We start from the raw sequence: 23,265 nt of genomic DNA, 5'->3' as shown, positions 1-23,265 counted from the left end.
ACGATTGTGGCGCAGTCGTGTACACAGGAAGCTTGGCGACCTTCCAAACCCCAGTGCACCACCGGATTATGCAGGATGTAAGCATGTCGAATACGGGTACGGGACATTCCATTGAAACAATCTATTCCGCTGAGGAAATCCTCTGTCGGCTGCAGGTATTGGCGCGCGAGATTGCCTCAAAGCGGCCCAAAAATTTGCTTGTTGTACCAATACTCAAGGGAAGTTTCGTCTTTGCGGCCGACCTTCTGCGGGCGCTTCATGCGGCAGGGCTTGCTCCGGAAGTCGACTTCCTGACATTGTCGAGCTACCGGAAGAGCCGTTCGTCTTCCGGCCAAGTCTCCATCCTTCGCGACCTCGATCTCGATGTGCACCAGCGTCACGTGATCCTGATCGATGACGTCCTCGATTCAGGCCGCACCCTGGCCTTCGCGAAAGATCTGATTTCGGCGCGGGGCGCGGCGAAGATCGAAACCTGCGTGCTGCTCGATAAGCGCGCGGCGCGTGCCGTTTCGATCGAGCCGGATTATTGCGCGTTCACCTGCCCCGACGTGTTTGTCGTCGGCTACGGCATGGACGTGGGGCATCGCTACAGGGAGCTGCCGTTCGTCGGCCGGCTCGCCGACTGATACGACCATTGGGTCGCGCGTAAGAGGTGTGGTGAGATGGCGACGATCCTGCTTGCAGATGATGATGCCGCCGTGCGCGATCTCGTCAGGCGCGCATTGAGCGCCGATGGCCATACGGTGCACGTGACCCAGGACGGCCTCGAAGCCCTTGATTATATCAACGCGAACGGCAGCTCGGTCGATCTGCTCGTGACGGACGTCGACATGCCTCAGCTCGACGGCATCTCGCTTGCGGAAAGGGCTCTGACGGCAAAGAGTAATCTCGCAGTGGTCCTGATGTCCGGCTTTTCCGATCAGCTCGAACGCGCCGCCAAGCTTCGCGCACGCCGTCTGCTGTCGATCGAGAAACCATTCACGCTCGAGCAGATCAAGCAGGTCGTGAGGGCGGTGCTCTCTTAAGCTCGAAGCGCGGAATTAACCGCCGGTGACGCTCATGTGGCGTGCAACGGACGGCTTTTTCGTGCGCCGGTCGATGACGAAATCGTGCCCTTTCGGCTTCCGCGCAATCGCATCGCTGATCGCAGCGTCGAGCAATGTATCGTCTGCCGATGCACGGAGCGGCGTCCGCAAGTCTGCAGCGTCGTTCTGGCCGAGACACATGAAAAGCGTGCCCGTGCAGGTCAGGCGGACGCGATTGCAGCTTTCGCAGAAATTGTGCGTCAGCGGCGTAATGAACCCAAGTCGCCCGCCGGTCTCCTTGACCGTTACGTAGCGCGCCGGTCCTCCCGTGCGATACGGGGTATCCTGCAGCGTGAAATGATCCATCAGCTGCGACCGGACGATCGACAACGGCAAATATTGTGCGGTGCGATCTTCGCCGACATCGCCGAGCGGCATCGTTTCGATCAGCGTGACATCCGCACCACGAGCATGCGCGAAGCGAACGAGATCGGGAATCTCTCCCTCATTGACGTCCTTCAGCGCCACCACGTTGATCTTGATCTTGATGCCGGCTTTTTCCGCCGCATCGAGACCGCGCATCACGGTAGAGAGGTCGCCCCATCGCGTGATCGTTTTGAATTTGTCGGGATCAATCGTGTCGAGTGAGACATTGATCCGCTCGACCCCGGTGGCCTTCAGATCGCCCGCATATTTCTCGAGCTGGCTGCCGTTCGTCGTCAGCGTAAGCTCGCGCAGGCGGCCGCTTTCGAGATGCTGGCCAAGGGCCCGGAAAAGCCACATGATGTTCTTGCGAACGAGGGGTTCTCCGCCTGTTATCCGAAGCTTCTTGACGCCGTGTCGGACGAAGGCGGTGCATAGCCGGTGGAGTTCTTCCAGCGACAGGAGGTCGCGCTTCGGAAGAAACGTCATGTGTTCCGACATGCAGTAGACGCAACGAAAATCGCAGCGGTCGGTAACCGACACACGTAAGTATTCGATCTCCCGGCCGAAGGGATCGATGAGACGTTCCCCGTCCCGTGCTGGCTGATCAGTTACCAAGTCTCTGCCAATCTTCTATCGTTTTTTCCAATATCGGAGGTTGCGGCCTCTCCGGCAAGAGTGCGCCGGGCCGCATGGGTTTTCAGGCTCTCTGGCGCAGGTTTTTGCCCAGTCCCAGTTTTTTTTCGATCAGCGCGGCGATGCCCGCGATATCGTCGAGGTTAAAAACCGGTTTGCCTTGCCCGTCGACTTCATAGTCGGACGCAATGGCGAGGACGAATGCATCGTTGGCCGCGAGCAGTTTTTCCGGCGCAACGGCCGCCCGCCGCACCTCGATCTTCGGAATAGAGGCCGATTTGTAGCCTTCGACCAGAATGACATCGGCCGGTCCGAGACGGGCCGCTACGGTTTCAAGCGCCGGTTCTCCTGCCGCCTCGATCTCCTCGATGATCGCGACGCGCGTGCCTGACACGATTGCCGACTCCGCCGCCCCCGCAGCGCGATGTCGTTGCGTGTCGCTTCCCGGCGCATCGATGTCGAATTTGTGATGCGTGTGCTTGATTGTTGCGACGCGCAAACCTCGGTCCGCGAAATACCGTGCCAGCTTCTCGATGAGCGTCGTCTTGCCGGAGTTCGACCAGCCCGCGATCCCGAACAGCGGTATCGAGGAATTACGGGAATGTGAATCTGAGGCCATGTCCGTCTTTCATGCTTTGCCGATCAGCGCGCGTGCAGCCGCAAGATCGTCCGGCGTATTGACGTTGAGGAAGGGGTCCATCGCCGTGCCGTCAATGTCGCGCATCGCGAACGGCACTGCAACTGCGTTCAGCCGTTCCGTGAGGGCATTGACGCTGAGTTGGCGCTGTTGCAGCGCATCAGCGATCGCCGCGCGAGCGGTCACCGGCCAAATCGCGATGGTTGGATGACGCCAGCCGCCGGACGTTGCAATCGCGATGCCGTCGGCGCGTTCGGCATCGAGCCGTTGAATGAGATCGAGAGGAAGAAACGGCACGTCCGTCGAGACCGTCGCGACCGCAGTGCAATCGTGCGCATGCTGATTCTGCCAGTCGAGAGCAGCAAGAATGCCGCTGAGCGGTCCGAGTCCGGCATTTTCTTGGTCGGTAATGGTTGGAAGATTGAAGCAAGCGAAGCGTCGTGCGTCCCCGTTGATGCTCAAGATCAGACGCCCGACCTGCGGATGAAAGCGCGCGATGATGTGCGACAGCACCGGCCTGCCGGCGAGATCGGCCAGGCCTTTATCGCCGCCGCCGAAACGGCGAGACTGGCCGCCTGCCAGGATGACGCCGAGGATGTCGTCGCGCGCTGCCATGCACGACGCTTTAGCATCCTTCTGCGGCGCCGCAAGTTGCGCGCCGACAAACCGTGACCCAGCCCATTCGCCGCGCGCGCCCGGCTTCCATCCTCTGCCGCATCGACTTATACCGGACGCAACATCGGATGGTTTCGCGCAGCGGTTCGCCGCGCATTGGAGATGCCTCAAATGGCGTTTGAAAAAGCCGAGGTGCTTTCGGCACTTCGCCGGGTCAAGGGCCCTGATCTCACGAGCAACATTGTCGATCTCGGTCTTGTTTCCGAAATCCTGATCAAGGACGACCGCGTCTATTTTTCGATTACCGTTCCGGCCGATCGCGCCGAGGATCTCGAACAGTTGCGGCTCGCAGCCGAGAAGGTCGTATCGGACATCAAGGGCGTCCAGGGCGTCACTGCCGTGCTGACGGCAGAAGCGAGCGAGGCAGCCCCGGCGCCGAAGCGGCGCACGATTTTACCGATCGGAAGAACCGAGCACCCGCGCGTCCAGGCAGCGCGCGCCAAAGGCGCAACCGGCGATGGTGCCGGTCCGCGCCAGGCCGCCGCCGCCGCCGGGCAGGGCGTCAAGGCTCAGGGCGTTCCCGGCGTGAAGCGCATCATCGCGGTCGCGTCAGGCAAGGGTGGCGTCGGTAAATCGACGATCGCCGCCAACCTGGCTCTCGGCCTACAGGCCATCGGGTTGAAGGTCGGCGTCATTGACGCCGACATTTACGGGCCCTCACAGCCGCGCCTGCTCGGCGTTTCCGGAAAGCCGCAGGTCGCGCAGGGCAAAGTCATAAAGCCGCTCGAAGGCTGGGGCCTGAAAGTCATGTCGATGGGCTTCCTCGTCGACGAGGACACGCCCGTCGTCTGGCGCGGTCCGATGGTCGTCTCGGCGTTGAACCAGATGCTGCGTGAAACTGACTGGGCGGGTAACGGCGGCGATCTCGATGCGCTCATCATCGATATGCCGCCCGGGACCGGCGACATCCAGCTTTCCATTTCCCAAGGTGTGCCGCTGTCCGGGGCAATCATCGTTTCGACGCCGCAAGACCTGGCGCTGATCGATGCCCGCAAGGGCATCGCGATGTTCAAGCGCGTCGAGGTGCCAATTCTCGGCATCGTCGAAAACATGAGCTACTTCCTCTGTCCGAAGTGCGGCGAACGCTCCGACATCTTCGGACACGGCGGTGCGCGCAACGAAGCGCAAAAACTCGGCGTGCCGTTCCTTGGCGAAGTGCCGCTGCGCATGGAGATTCGCGAGGCGTCGGACAATGGCAAGCCGGTAACGGCGGTAGAGCCCGACAGCAAATACGCGCAGATCTTTCGTGATGTTGCCGCCCAGGTCTGGAGCGAAGTCGAGCGCGCCAAGGACTCGCTGACGCCGCCGCCGCATCTCGAACTGGTCGATGGCGGAAAGACCTTGAAAGCCGCATTCCCCGACGGACGCACGTTCGATCTATCTGCGGAGTTTCTGCGCGTCGTTAGCCCGTCCGCCGAGGTTCAGGGTCACTCGCCGTCGCAGCGCATCACGGTGCCGAAAAAGAAGCACGTCAAGATCGTCGGCATGACGCCGGTCGGCAATTACGCGACGCGCATCGCCTTTGACGACGGCCATAACTCCGGCCTTTATACATGGGGTTATCTGCACCTGCTCGGCCGTGAAAAGGACGCGCGCTGGGGCAAGTACCTCGAAGAGCTGTCTGCCAAAGGCATGACGCGGGAATAACTTTACTACGTGGGCGGCCGGCTCGACGAAGGAGAGTCGCCCGCGCAATCGCGTTTTCGCGCGGGCGGCCGGCTCGACGAAGGAGAGTCGCCCGCGCAATCGAATAAGGCTAGTTCCGCTCTTCTGGAACGATCGAAAATTCCAGCTTCTCGCCATTCCGGAGCACGTGCGCGGCAACCTTCTGACTGATGCGCTTCGCATCGAGCACGCGCGCCACGTCGTCGACAGCCGCAGTCGGTATGCTGTCGAGCACAATCAGAATGTCTCCGGCAACAAACCCGGCCCGTTCTGCGGGTCCACCCGGCTGAACGGCGCGAATGCCGATGCCGCTTGCCTGAGCCAAACCGTGACGATGGCGCACGCTTTGCGGCAACACGACGTGCTCGGCGACGATGCCCATCACGCCGCGCCGCACGCGCCCGTGCGCCAGGATCTGCATCAGTACGTATTCCGCCGTGTTCGACGCAACCGCAAAGCAGAGGCCCTGCGCGCCCATGATCGTCGCCGTATTGATGCCGATCACGTGGCCGCCGGAATTGACCAGCGGCCCGCCGGAGTTACCCGGATTGAGCGCGGCATCGGTCTGGATGACGTCGTCGATCAGCCGCCCGTTCTCCGCCCGGAGCGAGCGCCCGACCGCGCTGATGATGCCAGCCGTAACCGTCGACTGAAAGCCGAGCGGATTGCCGATGGCGATCGCGATTTGCCCGGGCCGCAGCATCTTGGAATCGGCAAGCCGGGCATATTGGAGCCGCTCCGACGTTTCCGCACGCAGCACCGCAAGATCCGTATCCGGATCGCGGCCGATGAGACGCGCGCCGAACCTCTGCCCATCGCCTTGCGATAGACTGATATTCTGAGCGCCGTCGATCACGTGATTGTTCGTGAGCACAAGCCCATCGGGCGAAACGACGACGCCGCTGCCCGCGCCTTGGCTCATGCGGCCATTGCGCGACCCGCGAACCTGCACATGCACGACAGCCGGCGAAACGCGGTCGACGACGTTGACAACGGCGTTGCTGCAAGCGTCCATCAGCGCCGCATCGTCGTGACTATCGTTTGCCTGGTGGTCGCTGCGCTCGGCTTCGGCGTCGGTTTCGTCCAGGACGCGGAAAATAGGATGTTCCAAGGCCTATCCTGACGATAAATGAGAAGGTCAGGTAAATGGCGACGCCGCGGGCGCGCATCAAGAGTGGCGGCCTTGGCAAGCGCTACGACAGGCACAATGAACCGCCCAAAACAACATGGCCGGGCGATAACCCGGCCATATCCAAGACAGATCGTTAGAACGTCTATTCGACTTATTCCGCAGCCATCTGCTCAAGCGATGCGTTGGCGTCTTCGGCGTTCTCGAAGACACGCGTTTGGAGGCCGCGCCGCCGCAACGCGTCCTGCAGCTTCTGCCGCGTGAGCGCGCTCGTCGCGTAGCGTGCGGTCCGCGCATAATAGTTTTTCGCGAGATACGCCACCATGTCGGCATACGCGTCGTAAAGGTCTTCAGCGATGCGGCAGCCATCCTGGTTGATGAGCGTGTTGACGCGCTGGCCCGCCTTCTCGCACGCTCCGGCGATCGCTTTCTGCAAGTCCGTGATATCGCTTTTCTTCCGGACGCTCCACGAGCTGAGATCGACGGACAGCACGTTGCGCGCCGCGTCGTAGCTGATGCGCTCGCCGAGCTTCTGGTTGAGAAGATCGGCCAGAAGGTCCATCGGCGTATCGCGGAAGATCGCCGGATTCATCGTGATCGGCTTATGGATGTGCGGCTTGAACGCCATATGCGGGAGAATATCGCGCTCGATGTCGATTCCCGGCGCAACCTCGATCAGTTCAAGTCCATGATCGGTGAGCTGGAACACGCAGCGCTCTGTGACGTAGAGTACCGGCTGCGATTTCTGCGCCGCATATTTACCCGAGAACGTGACCTGCTCGACCTGCTTCACGAACTTCTTGGCACGGCCCTCTTTCACGATCCTGAGCTTGCCGTCCTCGATCGCGATCTCGAGTCCGCCAGCCGTGAACGTGCCTGCAAAGACGACAGCTCGCGCGTTCTGAGAAATATCGATGAAGCCGCCGCAGCCGTTGAGCCGGCCGCCGAACTTGCTGGTATTGACGTTCCCAAGACTGTCGCATTCCGCCATGCCGAGGCACGTCAGATCGAGGCCGCCGCCGTGGTAGAAGTCGAACATCTGGTTCTGATCGAGGATCGCGTGCGCGTTGGCCGATGAGCCGAAGCTCGAACCACCCGCCAACACCCCGCCGACCGCGCCCGCTTCCGTCGTCATCACGAGGTAGGGCGTGACCTTCTCCTCGTTTGCGACGTTCGCAACGCCGTCGGGCGCACCGACGCCGAGATTGATGACTCCGTTCGGCGGCAATTCGAACGCCGCGCGCCGCGCGATGATTTTGCGCTCGTCGAGCTTCATCTTCGGTAAGCTGTCGACGGTTACGCGAACTTCGCCTGCCAGCGCCGGATCGTACATGACGCCGTAGTTCATGCGGTGCATCTCGGGCGATTCTGCAACGACGACGCAATCGACGAGAATGCCGGGCACCTTGACGTCTTTTGGCTTGATCGAGCCGTCGGCCACAAGCCGCTCGACCTGTGCGATCACGACGCCGCCGTTGTTGTGCGCGGCCATCGCCTGCGCCAGCACGTCAAGCGTCAAAGCCTCTTTTTCCATACTGAGGTTGCCGAGCGGATCGGCGCTGGTCGCGCGAATGAGCGCGACGTTGATCGGCGTGGCTTTGTAGAACAGCCACTCCTTGCCTTCGACCTCGACGAGCCTGACGAGGTCTTCCTTCGTCACCGAGTTGACCTTGCCGCCGCCAAGACGCGGATCGACGTAGGTGTGCAAGCCAACTTTCGTGAATAGGCCCGGGCTTCCTGATGCGCAGCTCCGATAGAGTTTCGAGATGACCCCCTGCGGCAGGTTATAGCCCTGGATTTTGTCGTCCTGCGCGGCGGCGGCGACTTTCGGCATGCGCCCGAAGTTGGCCGCGATCACGCGCTTCAGCAAACCTTCGTGATGGAGACGCCCGGTGCCGAGGCCCTTGCTGTCGCCGGCGCCGGCGCACATGATCAGAGTCAGGTCGCGCGGCGCACCCGTTTCGACGAACCGCTTTTCCAGCGCGGCATGAAGCGATTCGGGAATACAGCTCTGGACAAAGCCGGTGGTCGCAATGACGTCGCCTTGACGGATACGTGCAATGGCTTCATCGGCCGAAACAACTTTGTTGATAGGCATGTTTTGGCGCTTCCCGGATGCTCCCTCGCTCGGCTTCGGCGGACATATGGAAGTCCGGCTCAAACCCGGGAGGTGTTGTTGTTTTGTTCATGTTCGAGCGGGCTGCTGACGAGCCTGCCCAAGCGCCATAGCTTAGCTCCGGTATGGGCGCACCACTCAACCGGGTAAGCTCGCACTATCCGGCAACAATCTCGGGGCTTTTGCCGCACCCTGAAGAGTGCTTCCGTCGCGTCGGAATGCAGGGGCTCGGGCGTTTGGAAGCATGGTAGGGAGCCCCCGATGACTGAACTCCTCCGCCGCAATCTCATACCTCTCATCGCCGCCACTGCTCTGTTCATGGAGAATATGGACGCGACGGTGCTTGCGACCTCGTTGCCGGCGATCGCGACCGATCTCGGCGTCAATCCCATTAACCTCAAACTGGCGCTTACGACATATCTGCTGGCGCTGGCTGTTTTCATCCCGGCATCGGGATGGATGGCGGACCGCTTCGGCGCCAAAAACATCTTTCGCGTCGCGATGGTGGTGTTTGCCATCGGCTCCATCGCCTGCGCGCTTTCGACCGGCCTCATTTCACTCGTCGCGGCACGCGTGCTGCAAGGCATGGGTGGCGCAATGATGACACCCGTCGGCCGCCTGATCGTCTTGCGCACGGTGCCGCGCGCCGAAATCATCGGCGCGATTGCATGGCTTTCCATCCCGGCGCTCGTCGGTCCTGTTGTCGGCCCTCCGCTCGGCGGCTTCATCACGACATACTTCACGTGGCGTTGGATCTTCTGGATCAACATCCCCGTGGCGCTGCTGGGCCTCGCACTGATCACGCGCTTCATCCCAGAAGTGCGCGAGGACGCGCCGTCCGGATTCGATCTTCGCGGCTTCCTGTTGATCGGCCCGGGCCTATCGCTGTTTCTCACCGGAGTGACGTTGCTGGGCGTCGGCCTCGCGACACCGGAGGCAATCGCAATCGTCACCGTGTTAGGTGCGCTGCTGCTCGTCGCCTACGTTTGGCACGCGATGCGCGTTTCCGAGCCGATCATCGATTTGAGGCTGCTGTCGATCCAGACTTACCGTGCGGGCGTCGTCGGCGGCTTCCTGTTCCGTGTCGGGCTCGGTGCCGGACCGTTCCTGTTGCCGCTCTTGTTCCAGGCGGGCTTCGGCCTGACTGCATTCCAATCGGGGATGCTGACGTTTGCGACCGGCGTCGGCGCGCTGTTCATGAAAACCCAGGTCGCGACGATCCTCAAGCGCTACGGGTTCCGCCGTGTGCTGCTCGTCAATGCCATCATATCGAGCTCGTTTGCTCTGCTGCCCGCGGTCTTTACGATCGATACTCCGGCACTTTTGATCATCGCATTGTTCCTCGCAGGTGGCCTGTCGCGCTCGTTGCAGTTCACGAGCTTGAACACGCTCGCGTACGCCGACGTGCCGCCTGAGCTGCTGAGTCGCGCGACGAGTTTCGCCGCCGTCTGCCAAAACCTTGCAGGCTCGGTCGGCATCACCATCGCAGCAATAGGGCTGGAACTCATGCAGAAGATCGAAGGCGGCAACGCGATCGACGCCGGACACTTTCCCCCGGTATTCTTCCTGATCGCGGCGATCTCGGCGTCGTCCGTGTTTATGTTCATGCAACTTTCAAAATCGTCCGGCGCGTCGCTGCTGCCGACGGAAGCCCTGCAAGCCGCCGAGCCCGCCAAGGACGCCGCCCGCCTGAGCGAGCCGCTTTAGATGAGGTTCGACAAAGTTCGGCAGACCGCAACGGTGGTCAAGCTCATGCCCAACTGAGGAATATGATCGCTTTGCGAGGCGAGCATGAAGAAACCGACGTCCAATACAGGGAAGGCCCAACCGAAGGACGCCAAGGGCAAAGCGACATCCTCTCAGCTCATTGACGCCAAGATCAAAACGCTGGGCGATTGGCGTGGTGAGATGCTCTCCCGCATCCGCGGCCTCATCAAAGAGGCCGATCCCGATGTAGTCGAAGAGGTGAAATGGAGGAAGCCTTCCAACCCCGTGGGCGTTCCGGTGTGGGAGCACGACGGCATCATCTGTACGGGCGAAACGTATAAGGCTGTGGTGAAGCTGACCTTCGCCAGCGGCGCGTCGTTGCAGGACCCGGCGCACTTGTTCAACTCCAGTCTCGAAGGCAGCACGAGGCGCGCTATCGACATCCCTCAAGGCGGCAAGATCGACGAACGAGCTTTCAAGGCGCTCATCCGCGCCGCCGTGGCGTTGAACACATCGGCAGCGGCGGCCCGGTCGGTCCGCCCGCGGAAGAAACCAAAGAGCGCATAAAGCCCGTTCGCGCCTCCGGTCGACTGGCGCTATTGCCCAGATCGCAGGCAGCACGAAAGCCGCGACCGGAAAACCGATCGCGGCATCTGTCACTGATCGAATAAAGTCGAGGCGAGTGATGCGCCGGACGGCCGGCTCTCCGGAGGGGAGTCGCCCGGCGCAAACATTAAGCCGCCTTCGCCTGGGCCCGCTGGCGCTGAGCTTTGCGTGGCGCTTTCGCAATCACACGCAAAGCCGGCACGTCGAGGTCCGACAGCGCCCGCTTGCGCTGGATGACCGCCTCGCGCGCCCCGAAGGCATCCGCGAGCGCGAGCAAAGCCACTTCCGGTTTCAGCCCTGCGCATCCACGCGCGTCGACGGCTGCGAAGCCCGTCCGCGAGCATGCCTGCAGGGAGAAGTGCCCGGAGCTCAGGAGCGCGACACCCGACACACCGCCACCAGCGACGCGGTCAAGATGGAGACTCTTGAGCTTGAGGCCCAGACTCTCGACGGCACGTTTCGTCGCGCGCTCGGCCGACTTGACGTCGTCGAGGCGCTTGGCGCCGTGGAGATCGATAAAGATCGTAGTCCCTGCAGTGTTTACGCTTTGCTCGACGACCGGGCTCGTTACCGGGCCCTGAACTTCCGCGTTGAACTCAGCGCGCGAGTGATCTTCCTTTTGGGCGGTGCTTGAACGAGTCAAGTCCATCCCCAATTGGAAGAGGGTGTCATTAAAGGCCATATGACCCTCCCCAACCAGTAGACAGGTTTGACTCGCCCGCTCCTTACCTCATTGGTTCTGGAAAACCTCGACCATGTTGGCAGGTGGACAGACGAGAGAGGGTGCATATGAGGCCTATGCCCCCCCTGCGCAAGATTTTTTTTGCCCCATGCCGAATTTTTTTTCGCCCCGACTTTACCGTGACTTAACAGAAGTGTTTTGGGGGCGTCATCTGAACGCACTTGAGCAGCGTCGTGCGTGACGTTGGGAACCTTTTGCCGAATGCTCGAGAGTGCAGGAAACCCGCAGAAAATCTAGTTATCTTGATTGCCGAGGAACTTGTTCAGCAGCGCCTTTGCCTTCCGTTTCCTATCCGCGGTCGATCCTGTCGCATCGTCGTCGCCCTTGCCGAAAATCTTGTCGACGATTTCGTCGCCGTTCTTGCCCTTAAGCTTCTTGCCGATCTCTTTGATCGCTTCGACCGTCTTGCCGGGGTCCGAAAGCACACCTTTGAGATCGGGGCGATAAGTTGGCCGCTCCCACGAGCCGGTGATTCGCACCGGAACCTCGATGCCGGTGGGCGCCTCTTCGCCTTGCTGGCCTTCGAGCGACGCGACGAGCTTCGGCTTGACGGTATAGTCGACGGTTCGTTCGGGCATGTGAATGGTTCCAGAACCCGTCACCCGCAGCATCGGGCTCGCAAGTTGCAGATCCTGGTTCTGGGCAACGCCGTTCGTAACGGTGAAGGACGCGCCGAGAGCGCTGAAATCGGTCTTTTCCGAGGGCGATTTCCTGAAGCCCGAGAAATCGCCGTGCGACAGGCCGCGGATCGCCCCCGGCAGATTGAACCCAACGACGGCTCCGTCCGAAAAGCGGAACGCCGCGGTGCCGTTGAGACTTTCGACGATCTGAAGCTGGCTTTGGCCGTTCGCCGTAAGCTGCAGAGCCACGTTGGCCTTGCCCGCGAGCCATTCGAAATTGGCGGCATCTCTCAGGAACGGCAGCGCCGAGACGCCCTGGAGATTGATATTCGCGCCGAGATTGGCTGTGCCCGCCGAGCCATCGAGGGTCACGATGCCTTTGCCATGTCCCTCGTAAAGCTCCACGTCGTCGAAGTTGGCCTGCATCGCGGTGTTCTTGATCGCGACGGCGACGGACGACCGGCCAAGTATCATGTTCTTGAAGTGGATTTTCCCGACATTCGCCCGCGCATTGCCGTCCGCGATCCCGAGAAGCGTTAAATTGAGTTTCTCGCTCGACCACCCGGCCCGCTGGACTGCGCCATAGACCTTGGTCGCCGGAGCGTTGAGCAGCTTTTCGATTTCATCGGGCTGCTTTGATGCGCCGCCTGAATCCGGAGCAGAAGGTGCTGCGCCGGGCGCATCCGGCGCGCCGCCGCCCTCCGTCGCGAGCACACCCGTCACCGCGCTCGTCAGATACTTGTTGAGATCGAGTTCGGTGATCGCGAGGTTGGCTTCGACGAACGGCCGGACACCGCCGGTCGTAACCCTGATCGTGCCTTTGCCTGATGCGCCATCAAGTCCGAAGAGCGCGTCTTGAAAGTCCGTGACGTTGCCGCTCGTTTTCAGCGTGCCCTGGATCGACAGCGGTCCAAATCCGGAAACGGGCGGAAGCCGCGTCCCAAACCATTGGGCGAGTGCACGCGCCGAATCCGACTGCGCCTTGACCTGACCGTCGAGCGCGACACCGTCATCGATCAGAACGTTGCCTTCGTAAGACGCGGCCAGCACGTCGCTCTTAGCGGTGAAGGTAAGATGCGTCGGCTGTCGCTTGTTGATATTGAGCACATCCGTCACGGTGCCCTCGAAATCAAGCTGCTTGTCATGCCACGCGAGATTACCCGTTGCGGAGAGGGGCTGGCTCAGCGACGGAAGCCCGAATTTCACATTGACGTCGCCGATTTGTTCACTTCGTCCTGTGCGCTCATCCGTGAAGCGGAACGTGCCGCCTTCGATCCTGACGTCATCGAGCTGGACATCGCCCATCGCAACGCGCGCTGATGCGCCATGTGCTGCGTCGGCCGCAGCCACGTCGAACTGCTCGGTGTCACGGCGCGTATTGGGCGTCTGAAGCTCGGCATAGCGGATCGGCATCGCCCCGAACGCGAAGTGCCAGTTCTTACGTCCGTCCTTGCCGATCCGAAAATCGAATGTCGGATTCCTGAGCACTAGCGAATGAATTTCCGCGCGCCTCGAAAACAGGGCCGAGGGGCTGATGCTCACATTCAACGTCGGCATCTGGACGAGCTTGCCGTCCATGCCCGGCGGACCCGATAGCGACACATCTTTGAGCGAGATACCGATCGCCGGATAGAACGTGAAAGACGCCGGCCCAGCCATCACGAGTTCACGCCCCGTCTTGGCGTGAACCGCGTCGGCAATGCGCTGCCGGATGAGATCGCTCGGCGGATTGAGAGCGAGGTAAGCAACGCCCGCTCCGCCGACGAGAAGCACGAAAAGGAAGAAATATACGATGCCGAGCAAAAGCCCGCTCCGCCGCTGCGGCGGAGGCGGTGGGCGGCGGCGTGGGCCCGAACCGAGCGGCGCTCGCACATAGTTCCCCCTTGAACCGGGAAGCTGCGGTGGCGGGCCAGGGGGCTGCGGTCCCATTCAAATCCTCAAAAGGCGGTTGCTGGCTGGTACGTAAAACATCGGGCCATTATATGATCCGTCGTTTAGGCTTCGGACGTTTTATCGCCGCGGAGGGCGGATGTCTGGCATGTTGAAGGCACTAGCTTGGATCATGCTCTGCTCTGTAGCAGTCTCCGAGGCGCATGCGGCCGATATGACGGCCCGGCAGGTGACGGCATTCCTCTTCGCGGTGCCTGAAGGTAGAACGCCGAATCTTGCAAACAAAGACCTTTCCGGCCTCGATCTGAGCGGACTCGATTTCAAAAAGGCGAACCTCGACGGCGCCAATCTCTATGGTGCCGATTTGGCAGGCGCCAATCTCTCCGGTGCCAGCCTCAAATCTGCGCGGCTCGACCGCGCAACGCTGATCGGAACGGATTTGTCCCGCGCCGATCTGTCCGGTGCCAGCATACTAAGGCCGAACGTGTTTGTTGATATGGAGGCGCCGCGGCACCCTGTACTGTCGTTCCAGGGTGCGCGGCTGGTCGGCGCCAATTTGAACGGCCGGTTTGATGGCGTGGATTTCAGCAAGGCCGACCTGACGGCGGCGATCTTCGGCCCGCGCGATCCGCGGGAGGAAGTGTTGATTACCCCGATGGCAAGCCTTGCCGCCGCGAATTTTACGGATGCGAACCTGAGCGGCGCCAACCTCAGCATGAACAGCCTGGAAAACGCGAATTTCGCCCGAGCGAACCTGACGCACGCGAATTTGCGAGGCGCCCGATTGGGCGGTGCCAATTTCTCCGGAGCCGATCTGGAGGGCGCCAATCTGAGTGAAACGACGAGGCGCGGCGCCAACCTCAGCGACGCCCGCGGCCTGCAATCGGTCATCGGGCTATCTGCAACCCGCTGACATCCGTTTTGCCGTCCTCCCGCCGGTTGGGCGCCTATACCTTCACGCCAAGTAAAAGTTGCTTGCAATCTTCCCGTGTTCCCGGCAGCGTGCGCTGACCGAGCCCACAGGGAGGCACATATGACTCTGGCAATCGTATTTAAGGGACCGGAAGGTCTTGTCCTGGCTGCTGACAGCCGGGTAACACTTAACACGCAATTGGTTGTTGGTGGCGTGACTTCCGTAATGCCAGCGTACTTCGACAACGCGACGAAGTTGCTACGAGTCGATAGTCAAACGCATGTGGCCGCAGTCACTTATGGGCTTGGCACCATCGGTACCGACAACCCCCGGACGGCGCACAGCTTCATTCCAGAATTTGAAGCAGAGATTGCAAACGATGGACGCTTGTCCGTCAAGGATTTCGCTCAAAAGCTGAGCGACTTTTTCGCCGCGCAGTTTAAAGCAGCGAAAATGCCCGTTACCGACGATATGCGTTTCCTCATTGGCGGCATTGATCAAGGCGCGCCTTACGGAACGATCTATGAATTTGCGATTCCGTCCTCTCCGAGCCCGGTAGAGACGAACGTCGGAATATATGGGCTCCGATGGGGTGGGCAAACGGAGATTACCTCTCGCATTCTGAACGCGATTGCACCCGAGATTATGCACACTATTGGAAGCAAGTTGAACCTCGATGCCAAGCAGATGGAAGAACTAAACAAAGCAATAACCGAGCAGCACGCTTTACCAATCCCTTACCAATTTTTACCACTCCAAGACTGCGTTGACTTGGCAATTCTGCTCGTAGAAACGACCGCACAACTTATGCGTTATACGATTGGAATACGCGGAGTGGGTGGCGACGTGGACGTGGCCACAATCACGCGAATTGAAGGCTATCGCCCAGTTCAAGTTAAAAAACTTAAGGGGAAGATAAATGGAACAGTCACTTAAGAGCGGAGTCGGCGGCGCCACCACCGAAACGTGGAACCTTCGCAAGTCATCAATGAAGCTGATCTATGGCATTGAGTCCGGACGACCGACTGTCACGACGTGCAATTCCGAAGATGGTCGTCACCACGCCGATGGACACAAAGAGCGGTTCAATCGCCTAGTGTCTAAGGCGGCTAAACCGAAGAAATAAGACGTTCAAACATTTGTTCTGGCGTCTTCCTCATGTTGTAACGGTAGGAAAACTCAGCAGCGTATTTCCAAAGGTGTTGGCGTGAAACGCTTACGTGCGTGCCTTTGATACTAACTTTAAGGCGGCTCCAAAAACCTTCGATGCTGTTCACATGTACGTCGCCGCGCGCAAATTCTTTTTTCGCGTGCGCGACGCGGGCATGTTCATAACCAGCGTAGGGTAAAAATCCGTACGACTTCAGTTCGTCCGTGCTGACCTTGCTTCCCTTGGCGACATTCTCAACGATGTGAGGATGCAGCGTTCCCATCTGGACGTTGGGAACGACGCGCGTCCGCACCCGGCCGCCACGCTCGACCATCCCAAACAGGACAGTTTTATTTGGCCCCGTATGGCCTTTCTTATTTTGACCTTGTGGCAAACGATTGCGAGGACGACCGCCGATAACGGTCTCGTCCATCTCAATGTGTCCAGCTAAAGGGCTTGCGTCGTCAGCCTCCGCCATCAGTTCGCGGAGTTGGTGGCACATGCGCCATGCCGTTTTGTACGTCACGCCCGTTTGACGCTGTATCTCTTTCGCCGGAACGCCGTGGCGCGTCGTCGTCATGAGATACATCGCGAAAAACCAGTGCGTGAGCTTCGTGCTCGACTTGTGAAAGATCGTATTGGCGCAGGGGTGGATGTGATGGCCGCAATGCTGGCAGGCGAAAGCCTTGCGCTTGCTCATCAAGTGGAATTTCGAACGCTTCTGGCACTCTGGGCAGACGATGTCCGTTCCGCCGTGCTGAACTTCCATCAGCTTGAACAGGCAGGCGTCGTCATTCGGGTATTCCGCCTGAAATGCCTTGAAGCTGTAGGTCGCCTGCTTCGCCATGATCGCCCCCCACTTGCAGTTGCGGGATGAATATAGCTAACGACGTACTTGGCGTCAAGGGATACACACGGCCGGTTGCGCTTGCAATATATGATTGCATAACAAGATCACGAGTCCGCCAAGGTTGTGACACACGACTCACTGAGTCTCGTCGTCATGAGCTTTGTGGCGTCCGTCCTGTCCGCAAAACTGAGCCGCACCGGTCGCGAGGCCGGTGCGTTTTTCGTTTCATCGGCCGCGCTGCTTCTTGTGCCTGCCATCGCTGTTGCTGTGACGGGACCTGGAGCGAACGATCCGGCAATCATCACCGGCCAGGGTCGTGTGGTCGATGGCGATACGCTTGATGTCGGTCCGACGCGCGTTCGCTTGGAAGGCATCGACGCGCCCGAGTTGGCGCAGACGTGCCGGACCGCGACTGGCGAAAGATGGGGCTGCGGCAAGGCCTCAGCGGCATTCCTGCGAGCCTTGGTGCAACAGAAAGGCCTCGCATGCGACCGCACCGGCAGTGATCTTTATCATCGCGCGCTCGCCACATGCTTCGAGGACGGCGCCGATATCAACGAAGCCATGGTCCGTGCCGGAATGGCGTGGGCGTTTGTCAGGTATTCGAAGGTCTACGTCGCCGTCGAAGCTGATGCACGAGGAAGAAAGGTCGGCGTCTGGCAGGGTCCTGCCGAAGCGCCTTGGGATTTTCGGCACGCGGAATGGCAGGTGGCCGAAACGGCAGCACCGAGCGGCTGCGCGATCAAGGGCAATATCTCTTCGCACGGCCGCATCTACCACATGCCGTGGAGCCCTTGGTATGGCCGCGTGAAGATCGACGAGTCGTGCGGCGAACGGTGGTTCTGTTCTGAAGCCGAGGCGCTCGCGGCAGGCTGGCGTCCCGCCGCGGCCAATTGATCAATTCGGCAACCAGCACGAGCGTCGATGAGCGCGGCAAAAGAAAAAAGGCGCACCGTTGTGATGCGCCTTTTCTTCTGATCAGTCCGCGTCCGGACCGCCCGGACCTGGGCCGCCGTCATCCGGGCCCGGTCCCGAATCATAACGGTCGCCGCGGTTGCCAGGAGGCGGTACGGGCTGGCCCGGCGGCTGATCGCCTCGCGCCAGCAGTGGCGTAATGCGGCGAACGGCGACGCGCCGGTTAAGCCGTTCCGCCTGTTGCGTCGGAACTTTGAGATAGTCTTCCCCGTAACCCTGCGTCACCAGGTTCTCGAACGGCACCTGGAACTCCTCGGTCAGAACCTCTGCAACGGATTCGGCGCGGCGGTCAGAGAGCGACAGGTTATCTTCCGGCGAGCCGACCGCATCCGTGTAGCCTTCGATCATGAAGACTTCGTCGGGGTTGCGAGAGATGACGCGCTTCATGGCACGCGCCACGCGTTCGAGCTTGCCGTATTCGCTCGGATCGACTTCCCACGAACCGAACTCGAAGTTGATGTCGTCGAGGTCGATGCGGCGCATGCGGTCGCGCAGCGCTGCTGTCGCGCGGATTTCGTCGAGCGTGTAGCGATCGCTGAAGTCGTCCACCGGCGGCGCGCTCAGGGCATCATAGACGTCCTCGTCGCTCGCGCCTTCGTATTCGACGATGTACTGGTCGCGCGGGATGCGCACGCGCGGCGGCGGCACATCGAGGACGGAGTTGAGAAGTGCCGCACCGGCCACGACGCCGATGCCGATCCCGACGCCCGCCGCGATGTCTCGCCCGACACCGCCACCGCCATGCCGTCTGCGGCGATTGTCGATGATGATCACGTCGCGGCCGTCAGGCCCACGCCGGTATCTTCGGATCAGATTTCCGCTGGCGTCCGTCTCGGAATAGATTTTCACGTTTCCAGGCCTGTCGACGACGGCGATGTTCGTGCCGCTCTTGCCCTTCTCGAAGCGGGCATTCGGGGCGACGCGCCTCAGCCGTTCCGTCTCGTCATGCTGGATGACGAAACGGTTGTTCTGCTTGATGATCGTTCGGTTGCCGGGCTCCTTGATCACGACGTTGCCGCCCGCTTCCACCTTCTCGGTCCGCGCCTTGCGGAGATTGTCGAAGCGTTTCCGGGCATCCGCCGCAGACGGGGGCCTCGGAAGATTCGTTGCGCGATTGGGCGATGCCGCGCCGAATGACGGAGGCGGAACGTTCGTCGGCTTCGCGAAGGTTGGCTTGGACGCCGGTCCAGATCCAGGCCCGTTGACGGGAGCAGAACCCGGGCCGTTAGCTGGTCCGGGCCGCGGTCCTTGATCGCCGAAATGCTTCTGGTCTCGCTTGCCGTGGTCGCCCGCCTTGAACTGATCTTGCGTGCGCTCTTTCGAGAACGTGCTTGGCGGAGCGTTCGGTGTCTTTGGCGCCGCGTTGATAACAGGAGGTTGCGCAAGCGGTGTCTTCGGCGGCTGTTTGGTGAAGGCTGGCTTGTTGCCGCTGTTGTTATTGTTGCCGGGCGCAAAGGCTGGCTTGTTCGGTTGCGGATTATTTCCAAAACCCTGATTCCGTTGCGGCCGCGGCTGCTGTCCGAATGTCCTGCCTTGTGGATTCTCGCTTGGTGGCGGCCCGCCACGGTGTTTTTCCTCGCGCGGCCCTTGCCGCTCGCCGCCGTCCCTTCCATGCGCTCCTTTTTTATTGTGGTCTTTCTCGGACGCCGCGTCGCCCTGAGGTGGTTTGTCGTCCGCAAGAGTCGCGGGCGGCACCAGTATGAGGGCCGATAGAAGGGAAGCCGCTGCAACAGCTGCCTGTCGGGACGAGATCATTGAGTTCCTCTCGAATTCTGACGCCAACGCGCGTCGTCGCCGCGAATTGGACGCGCGGCCCACTAACCTCGTGAGCAAAAGAAGGTAGGTAAGGCAATTCTACGGCAGAGATCTGACCCTGGCCTGAATAAAACTATAAAACCGCGCCTTCTCGCGGAAGAATGGCTCGCCGGGCCGGCACAGAGAACTCAAGAACCGGCAATATCGAATTGCTCATTATCGGAGCAAATATCGGCAGCCCTCGCGAAATTCTAGGTCGCGAGCACTTTCGCAAGCTCAGCATCTTTCGTCACCGCACGGACGAACGCCGGCCGGTGCGTCACGCGATCGGCATAGTTCGTAAATTCCGGCTGCTCGGGCAGCAGCTTGAACATCAGCATCCAGCGCACGCCCGATCCAACGACGACGTCGGCCGCGGAAAAACTATCGCCTAGAATGTAAGGGCCCTTGGCGAGTGCGCCGGCAAAGGCCTTCATCGTTTCGTCATACGTGCCATAAGGCATCATCGACGGTTGTCCCGGTTCTCGCTTCAATGCGAAATCGCATATCGCGGGCTCAACCGCGCTTTGATTGAAGATGATCCATCGCAAATACGTTCCGCGCTCGGGATCGCCGATTGCCGGAGCAAGGCCAGCTTCCGGAAAGAGATCGGCCAGATAGATCGCGATCGCACCGACTTCGGTGACGGGCGTACTGCCATGCACAATCGTCGGAACCTTGCCCATCGGATTGATGGTCAGATATTCGGGCGTTTTGTGCTCGCCCTTCTTCAGGTTGAGAACTTTCAGCTCGTGCGGCGCGCCGAGCTCTTCGAACAGCCAGCGAATCGTCAGCGAGCGTGTATTCGGCGCATGATAATGCGTTAGCGTTTTCTCAGTCATCCGGCAGGTTCCCTCGCCAAAACTTACGTCGCGAGCGCCGCGCGATGCGTGACCTTGATGTCGAACGCCGCGGCGAGCAGGGCCTTCGTATAGTCGTCTTTCGGATAATCGAAGATTTCCCGCGCCGGACCTTCCTCGACGACCTTACCGTTTTTCATCACGATAACGTAGTTGCATAACGCTCTGACGACTTTGAGGTCGTGGCTGATGAACAGATAGGCGAGATCGCGCTTTCTCTGCAGGTCGCGCAGGAGATCGACGATCTGCGCTTGCACGCTCATGTCGAGCGCGCTCGTCGGCTCATCGAGCATGACGAACTTCGGTTGCAAGACCATGGCCCGTGCAATGGCGATGCGCTGGCGCTGTCCGCCCGAGAACTCGTGCGGATAGCGGTCGCGGGTTGCGGGATCGAGCCCGACTTCCTGGAGTGCCGTTGCGACGCGCTCGCTCCGGCCGTCCTCATCGAGTTCCGGATTCTGGATCAGAAGACCTTCTTCGATGATCTGTTCGATCGTCAAACGCGGCGACAGCGACCCGTAAGGGTCCTGGAAAACGATCTGCATTTCCTTGCGCAGCGGCCGCATCTGTTTGCTGTTGAGACTGTCGATGCGCTTGCCGACGTAGGCGATCGGCCCTTCGGACGAGAGCAGTCGCAGGATCGCCAGCCCGAGTGTCGTCTTGCCCGATCCGGATTCTCCGACAACGCCCAGCGTCTCGCCCGCGCGGACCTTCATCGAAAGCCCGTCGACCGCCTTGACGTAATCGACCGTCCTTTTCAGCAGCCCGTGCTTGATCGGAAACCAGACCTTGAGATTATCCGTCTCGACGACGACGGGGCGGGAGGTGTCGACAGCAGGCGGCTCGCCCTTGGGCTCGGCTTCGATCAGATGCCGCGTATAGGGGTGCTTCGGAGACGTGAAAACCGCTTCCGTATTTCCCGTCTCGACGATTTCACCGCTCTTCATGACATAGACGCGCTCGGCCATGCGCCGGACGATGCCGAGATCATGCGTGATCAGCAGCATCGCCATGCCCATCTCTTTCTGCAGCGCCTTCAAGAGCTCCAGAATTTGCGCCTGGATCGTGACATCGAGTGCCGTCGTCGGTTCGTCCGCGATGAGAAGATCGGGCTGGTTGGCAAGGGCGATCGCGATCATCACGCGCTGGCGCTGGCCGCCGGACAGCTGGTGCGGATAAGCGGAAAGCCGTTTTTCCGGATCGCGGATGCCGACCTTGGTCAAAAGCTCGACGACCCGTTCACGCGTATCGCTGTCGGAAAGTTTCTGGTGCAGCTTGATGATCTCGCCCACCTGCACCTCGATCGTGTGCAGCGGATTGAGCGTCGTCATCGGCTCCTGGAAGATGATCGAAATCCGCTTGCCCCGGATGCCGCGCAACTGCGCTTCGGTGGCTTTCAGGATATCCTTGCCTTCGAACAGGATTTCGCCTGTCGGATACGACGCGGATGTCGGAAGAAGTTGCAGGATCGACATCGCCGAGACGGTCTTGCCGGAGCCCGATTCCCCGACGAGCGCAGCGATCTCGCCCTTGCCGATATGGAAAGAGACGCCTTTGACGACGCGCACGTCATCCGCGCCGTCGCCAAAAGCGACTGAGAGATTGCGCACGTCGACGAGTGGAGTGGTGTTGGCCATCATTCCTTCCCCCGCATCCGGAACGTCTTGCGCGGATCGAGCGCGTCACGCACCGCTTCACCCATGAAGATCGCAAGCGAAAGAATGATCGACACGGAGATAAAGCCCGAGATACCGAGCCAGGGCGCTTCGAGATGTTTCTTGCCTTCGAGCAAAAGCTCGCCCAGCGACGGCGATCCTGGCGGCATGCCGAGGCCCAGGAAGTCGAGCGCCGTCAGCGCCGCGATGCCGCCCGACAGTTTGAACGGCAGGAATGTCAGCGTCGCAACCGTCGCGTTGGGTAACAGGTGCTTGAAGATAATCTGCCAGTCGGAAAGCCCGAGCGCGCGCGCCGCACGCACGTATTCGAGATTGCGCCCGCGCAGAAATTCGGCGCGCACGAGCCCGACGAGCGATGTCCAGCTGAAGATCATCAGAATGCCGAGCAGCGTCCAGAATCCCGGAATGAACAGCGACGACAGGATCAGCAGCACGAAGAGTTCCGGTATCGAATTCCAGATTTCGAGCAGCCGCTGGAAGATGAGGTCGACCTTGCCGCCGAAGTAGCCCTGCACCGCGCCCGCGACGATGCCGAGCGCCGACGACACGATGGTCAGCAGAAGCCCGAAAAGAACCGAAATCCGGAACCCGTAAATGACGCGCGCAACGACATCGCGCCCCTGGCTGTCGAGGCCGAGCCAATTGGTATTTCCGAGTTCATGGAAGCGCGCCAATTGATCGGCCGGCGCATCGCAGAGCTTCATCGAGGAAGCCCAGGGTGGCGGCGCCGGATAGCCGAGGCAGATGCCGCCGGTGCCGATACGGCCGGGGTAATCCTTGTTGATCGTGTCGTAGGAATACCGGATCGGCGGCCAGATCATCCAGCCGTTGGCATTGATCTCGTTGGCGATGTCGGGCGTTCGGTAGTCCGTGACGGCAAGGAATCCGCCGAACTTCTCTTCCGGATAATCGACAAGCACCGGAAACAGGATTTCGCCCTTGTAGCTGACGATCAACGGCCGGTCGTTGGCGATGAATTCCGCGAAGAGCGAGATCAGGAACAACCCGGTGAAAATGACAAACGAACGATACCCGAGCTTGTGCGCCTTGAAGCGCGCAAGCCGCCGCCGGTTGACGGGCGACAGGTGAAAGCGCCGCTTGAAGCGTTGCCAGCGTGTCAGCCCCACGGGCGCGGTGGTCTCAATCCGTTTGTTGTCGGTTTTCTGATCCATCGGT

20 protein-coding genes and 1 pseudogene are annotated in these 23,265 nt (G+C 60.6%); 9 read left to right on the top strand and 12 right to left on the bottom strand.

The window, feature by feature from the left end:
* Positions 1-83 precede the first annotated feature (83 nt).
* Positions 84-626: a hypoxanthine phosphoribosyltransferase gene (hpt, locus tag HYPDE_RS14210; protein WP_015599194.1), complete on the top strand. Its 543-nt coding sequence runs from the start codon at positions 84-86 to the stop codon at positions 624-626.
* Between the two features lie 36 nt (positions 627-662).
* On the top strand, positions 663-1,025 hold the full coding sequence (locus tag HYPDE_RS14205; RefSeq protein WP_015599193.1) for a response regulator: 363 nt from the start codon (positions 663-665) through the stop codon (positions 1,023-1,025).
* Positions 1,026-1,040: 15 nt separating this feature from the next.
* On the opposite strand, the gene moaA is transcribed toward HYPDE_RS14205, so the two are convergent.
* The 3 genes from moaA to mobA all read right to left on the bottom strand — a co-directional run bounded on the left by moaA (position 1,041) and on the right by mobA (position 3,336).
* On the bottom strand, positions 1,041-2,066 hold the full coding sequence (gene moaA, locus HYPDE_RS14200) for a GTP 3',8-cyclase MoaA (protein WP_015599192.1): 1,026 nt from the start codon (positions 2,064-2,066) through the stop codon (positions 1,041-1,043).
* Between the two features lie 82 nt (positions 2,067-2,148).
* On the bottom strand, positions 2,149-2,703 hold the full coding sequence (mobB, locus tag HYPDE_RS14195) for a molybdopterin-guanine dinucleotide biosynthesis protein B (protein WP_015599191.1): 555 nt from the start codon (positions 2,701-2,703) through the stop codon (positions 2,149-2,151).
* A gap of 9 nt (positions 2,704-2,712) precedes the next feature.
* A complete protein-coding gene (gene mobA, locus HYPDE_RS14190; protein WP_041320515.1) occupies positions 2,713-3,336 on the bottom strand; it encodes a molybdenum cofactor guanylyltransferase MobA in 624 nt (207 codons plus the stop codon).
* Between the two features lie 171 nt (positions 3,337-3,507).
* Between mobA and HYPDE_RS14185 the strand changes: the two are divergent.
* A pseudogene (locus HYPDE_RS14185) lies at positions 3,508-4,713 on the top strand (Mrp/NBP35 family ATP-binding protein); the annotation flags it as partial.
* A gap of 24 nt (positions 4,714-4,737) precedes the next feature.
* Positions 4,738-5,043, top strand: coding sequence for a gamma-butyrobetaine hydroxylase-like domain-containing protein (locus HYPDE_RS19745; RefSeq protein ID WP_432263868.1), 306 nt, complete (start codon positions 4,738-4,740; stop codon positions 5,041-5,043).
* 109 nt (positions 5,044-5,152) lie between these two features.
* On the opposite strand, the gene HYPDE_RS14180 is transcribed toward HYPDE_RS19745, so the two are convergent.
* Together HYPDE_RS14180 and HYPDE_RS14175 are read right to left on the bottom strand one after the other, a co-directional pair.
* Positions 5,153-6,172: a S1C family serine protease gene (locus HYPDE_RS14180; RefSeq protein WP_015599188.1), complete on the bottom strand. Its 1,020-nt coding sequence runs from the start codon at positions 6,170-6,172 to the stop codon at positions 5,153-5,155.
* Positions 6,173-6,344: 172 nt separating this feature from the next.
* Positions 6,345-8,288 carry an acyl CoA:acetate/3-ketoacid CoA transferase gene (locus HYPDE_RS14175; protein WP_015599187.1) on the bottom strand — a complete coding sequence of 648 codons (1,944 nt, stop codon included), beginning with the start codon at positions 8,286-8,288 and terminating at the stop codon, positions 6,345-6,347.
* 279 nt (positions 8,289-8,567) lie between these two features.
* Here HYPDE_RS14175 and HYPDE_RS14170 point away from each other — a divergent pair, with 279 nt between their 5' ends.
* Together HYPDE_RS14170 and HYPDE_RS14165 are read left to right on the top strand one after the other, a co-directional pair.
* A complete protein-coding gene (locus HYPDE_RS14170) occupies positions 8,568-10,013 on the top strand; it encodes a DHA2 family efflux MFS transporter permease subunit (RefSeq protein ID WP_015599186.1) in 1,446 nt (481 codons plus the stop codon).
* A gap of 84 nt (positions 10,014-10,097) precedes the next feature.
* A complete protein-coding gene (locus tag HYPDE_RS14165; RefSeq protein ID WP_015599185.1) occupies positions 10,098-10,580 on the top strand; it encodes a DUF1801 domain-containing protein in 483 nt (160 codons plus the stop codon).
* A 166-nt stretch (positions 10,581-10,746) separates the two neighbouring features.
* Here the strand turns inward: HYPDE_RS14165 and HYPDE_RS14160 are convergent, their stop codons facing one another.
* Both HYPDE_RS14160 and HYPDE_RS14155 read right to left on the bottom strand, forming a co-directional pair.
* Positions 10,747-11,268, bottom strand: a complete 522-nt coding sequence (locus HYPDE_RS14160) for an S-adenosylmethionine decarboxylase family protein (protein WP_244437838.1) — start codon at positions 11,266-11,268, stop codon at positions 10,747-10,749.
* Positions 11,269-11,594: 326 nt separating this feature from the next.
* The gene (locus HYPDE_RS14155; RefSeq protein WP_244437657.1) at positions 11,595-13,784 is read right to left on the bottom strand and encodes an AsmA family protein; all 2,190 of its coding nucleotides are present in this window, start codon (positions 13,782-13,784) and stop codon (positions 11,595-11,597) included.
* A gap of 235 nt (positions 13,785-14,019) precedes the next feature.
* Here HYPDE_RS14155 and HYPDE_RS14150 point away from each other — a divergent pair, with 235 nt between their 5' ends.
* Positions 14,020-14,784 carry a pentapeptide repeat-containing protein gene (locus HYPDE_RS14150; RefSeq protein WP_015599182.1) on the top strand — a complete coding sequence of 255 codons (765 nt, stop codon included), beginning with the start codon at positions 14,020-14,022 and terminating at the stop codon, positions 14,782-14,784.
* 120 nt (positions 14,785-14,904) lie between these two features.
* On the top strand, positions 14,905-15,720 hold the full coding sequence (locus HYPDE_RS14145) for a hypothetical protein (protein ID WP_015599181.1): 816 nt from the start codon (positions 14,905-14,907) through the stop codon (positions 15,718-15,720).
* Between the two features lie 173 nt (positions 15,721-15,893).
* On the opposite strand, the gene HYPDE_RS14140 is transcribed toward HYPDE_RS14145, so the two are convergent.
* A complete protein-coding gene (locus HYPDE_RS14140) occupies positions 15,894-16,781 on the bottom strand; it encodes an IS1595 family transposase (protein ID WP_015599179.1) in 888 nt (295 codons plus the stop codon).
* A 126-nt stretch (positions 16,782-16,907) separates the two neighbouring features.
* Between HYPDE_RS14140 and HYPDE_RS14135 the strand changes: the two genes are divergently transcribed.
* Complete coding sequence (locus HYPDE_RS14135) at positions 16,908-17,681, top strand: thermonuclease family protein (RefSeq protein ID WP_244437656.1); 774 nt, start codon at positions 16,908-16,910, stop codon at positions 17,679-17,681.
* Between the two features lie 81 nt (positions 17,682-17,762).
* Here HYPDE_RS14135 and HYPDE_RS14130 read toward each other — a convergent pair whose 3' ends face one another.
* The 4 genes from HYPDE_RS14130 to HYPDE_RS14115 form a co-directional block, all read right to left on the bottom strand.
* On the bottom strand, positions 17,763-19,514 hold the full coding sequence (locus HYPDE_RS14130; RefSeq protein ID WP_041320512.1) for an OmpA family protein: 1,752 nt from the start codon (positions 19,512-19,514) through the stop codon (positions 17,763-17,765).
* Positions 19,515-19,765: 251 nt separating this feature from the next.
* Positions 19,766-20,395, bottom strand: coding sequence for a glutathione S-transferase family protein (locus HYPDE_RS14125; RefSeq protein ID WP_015599176.1), 630 nt, complete (start codon positions 20,393-20,395; stop codon positions 19,766-19,768).
* Between the two features lie 23 nt (positions 20,396-20,418).
* Positions 20,419-22,050: an ABC transporter ATP-binding protein gene (locus HYPDE_RS14120; protein WP_015599175.1), complete on the bottom strand. Its 1,632-nt coding sequence runs from the start codon at positions 22,048-22,050 to the stop codon at positions 20,419-20,421.
* On the bottom strand, positions 22,050-23,261 hold the full coding sequence (locus tag HYPDE_RS14115) for an ABC transporter permease (protein ID WP_015599174.1): 1,212 nt from the start codon (positions 23,259-23,261) through the stop codon (positions 22,050-22,052). Before HYPDE_RS14115 ends, HYPDE_RS14120 begins: the two co-directional genes overlap by 1 nt.
* Positions 23,262-23,265 lie beyond the last annotated feature (4 nt).

The sequence above is a fragment of the Hyphomicrobium denitrificans 1NES1 genome (assembly GCF_000230975.2).
Taxonomy (GTDB): Bacteria; Pseudomonadota; Alphaproteobacteria; order Rhizobiales; family Hyphomicrobiaceae; genus Hyphomicrobium_B; species Hyphomicrobium_B denitrificans_A.
The sequence above is the reverse complement of the archived record's forward strand: the minus strand, read 5'-3'. Positions and strand labels throughout refer to the sequence as shown.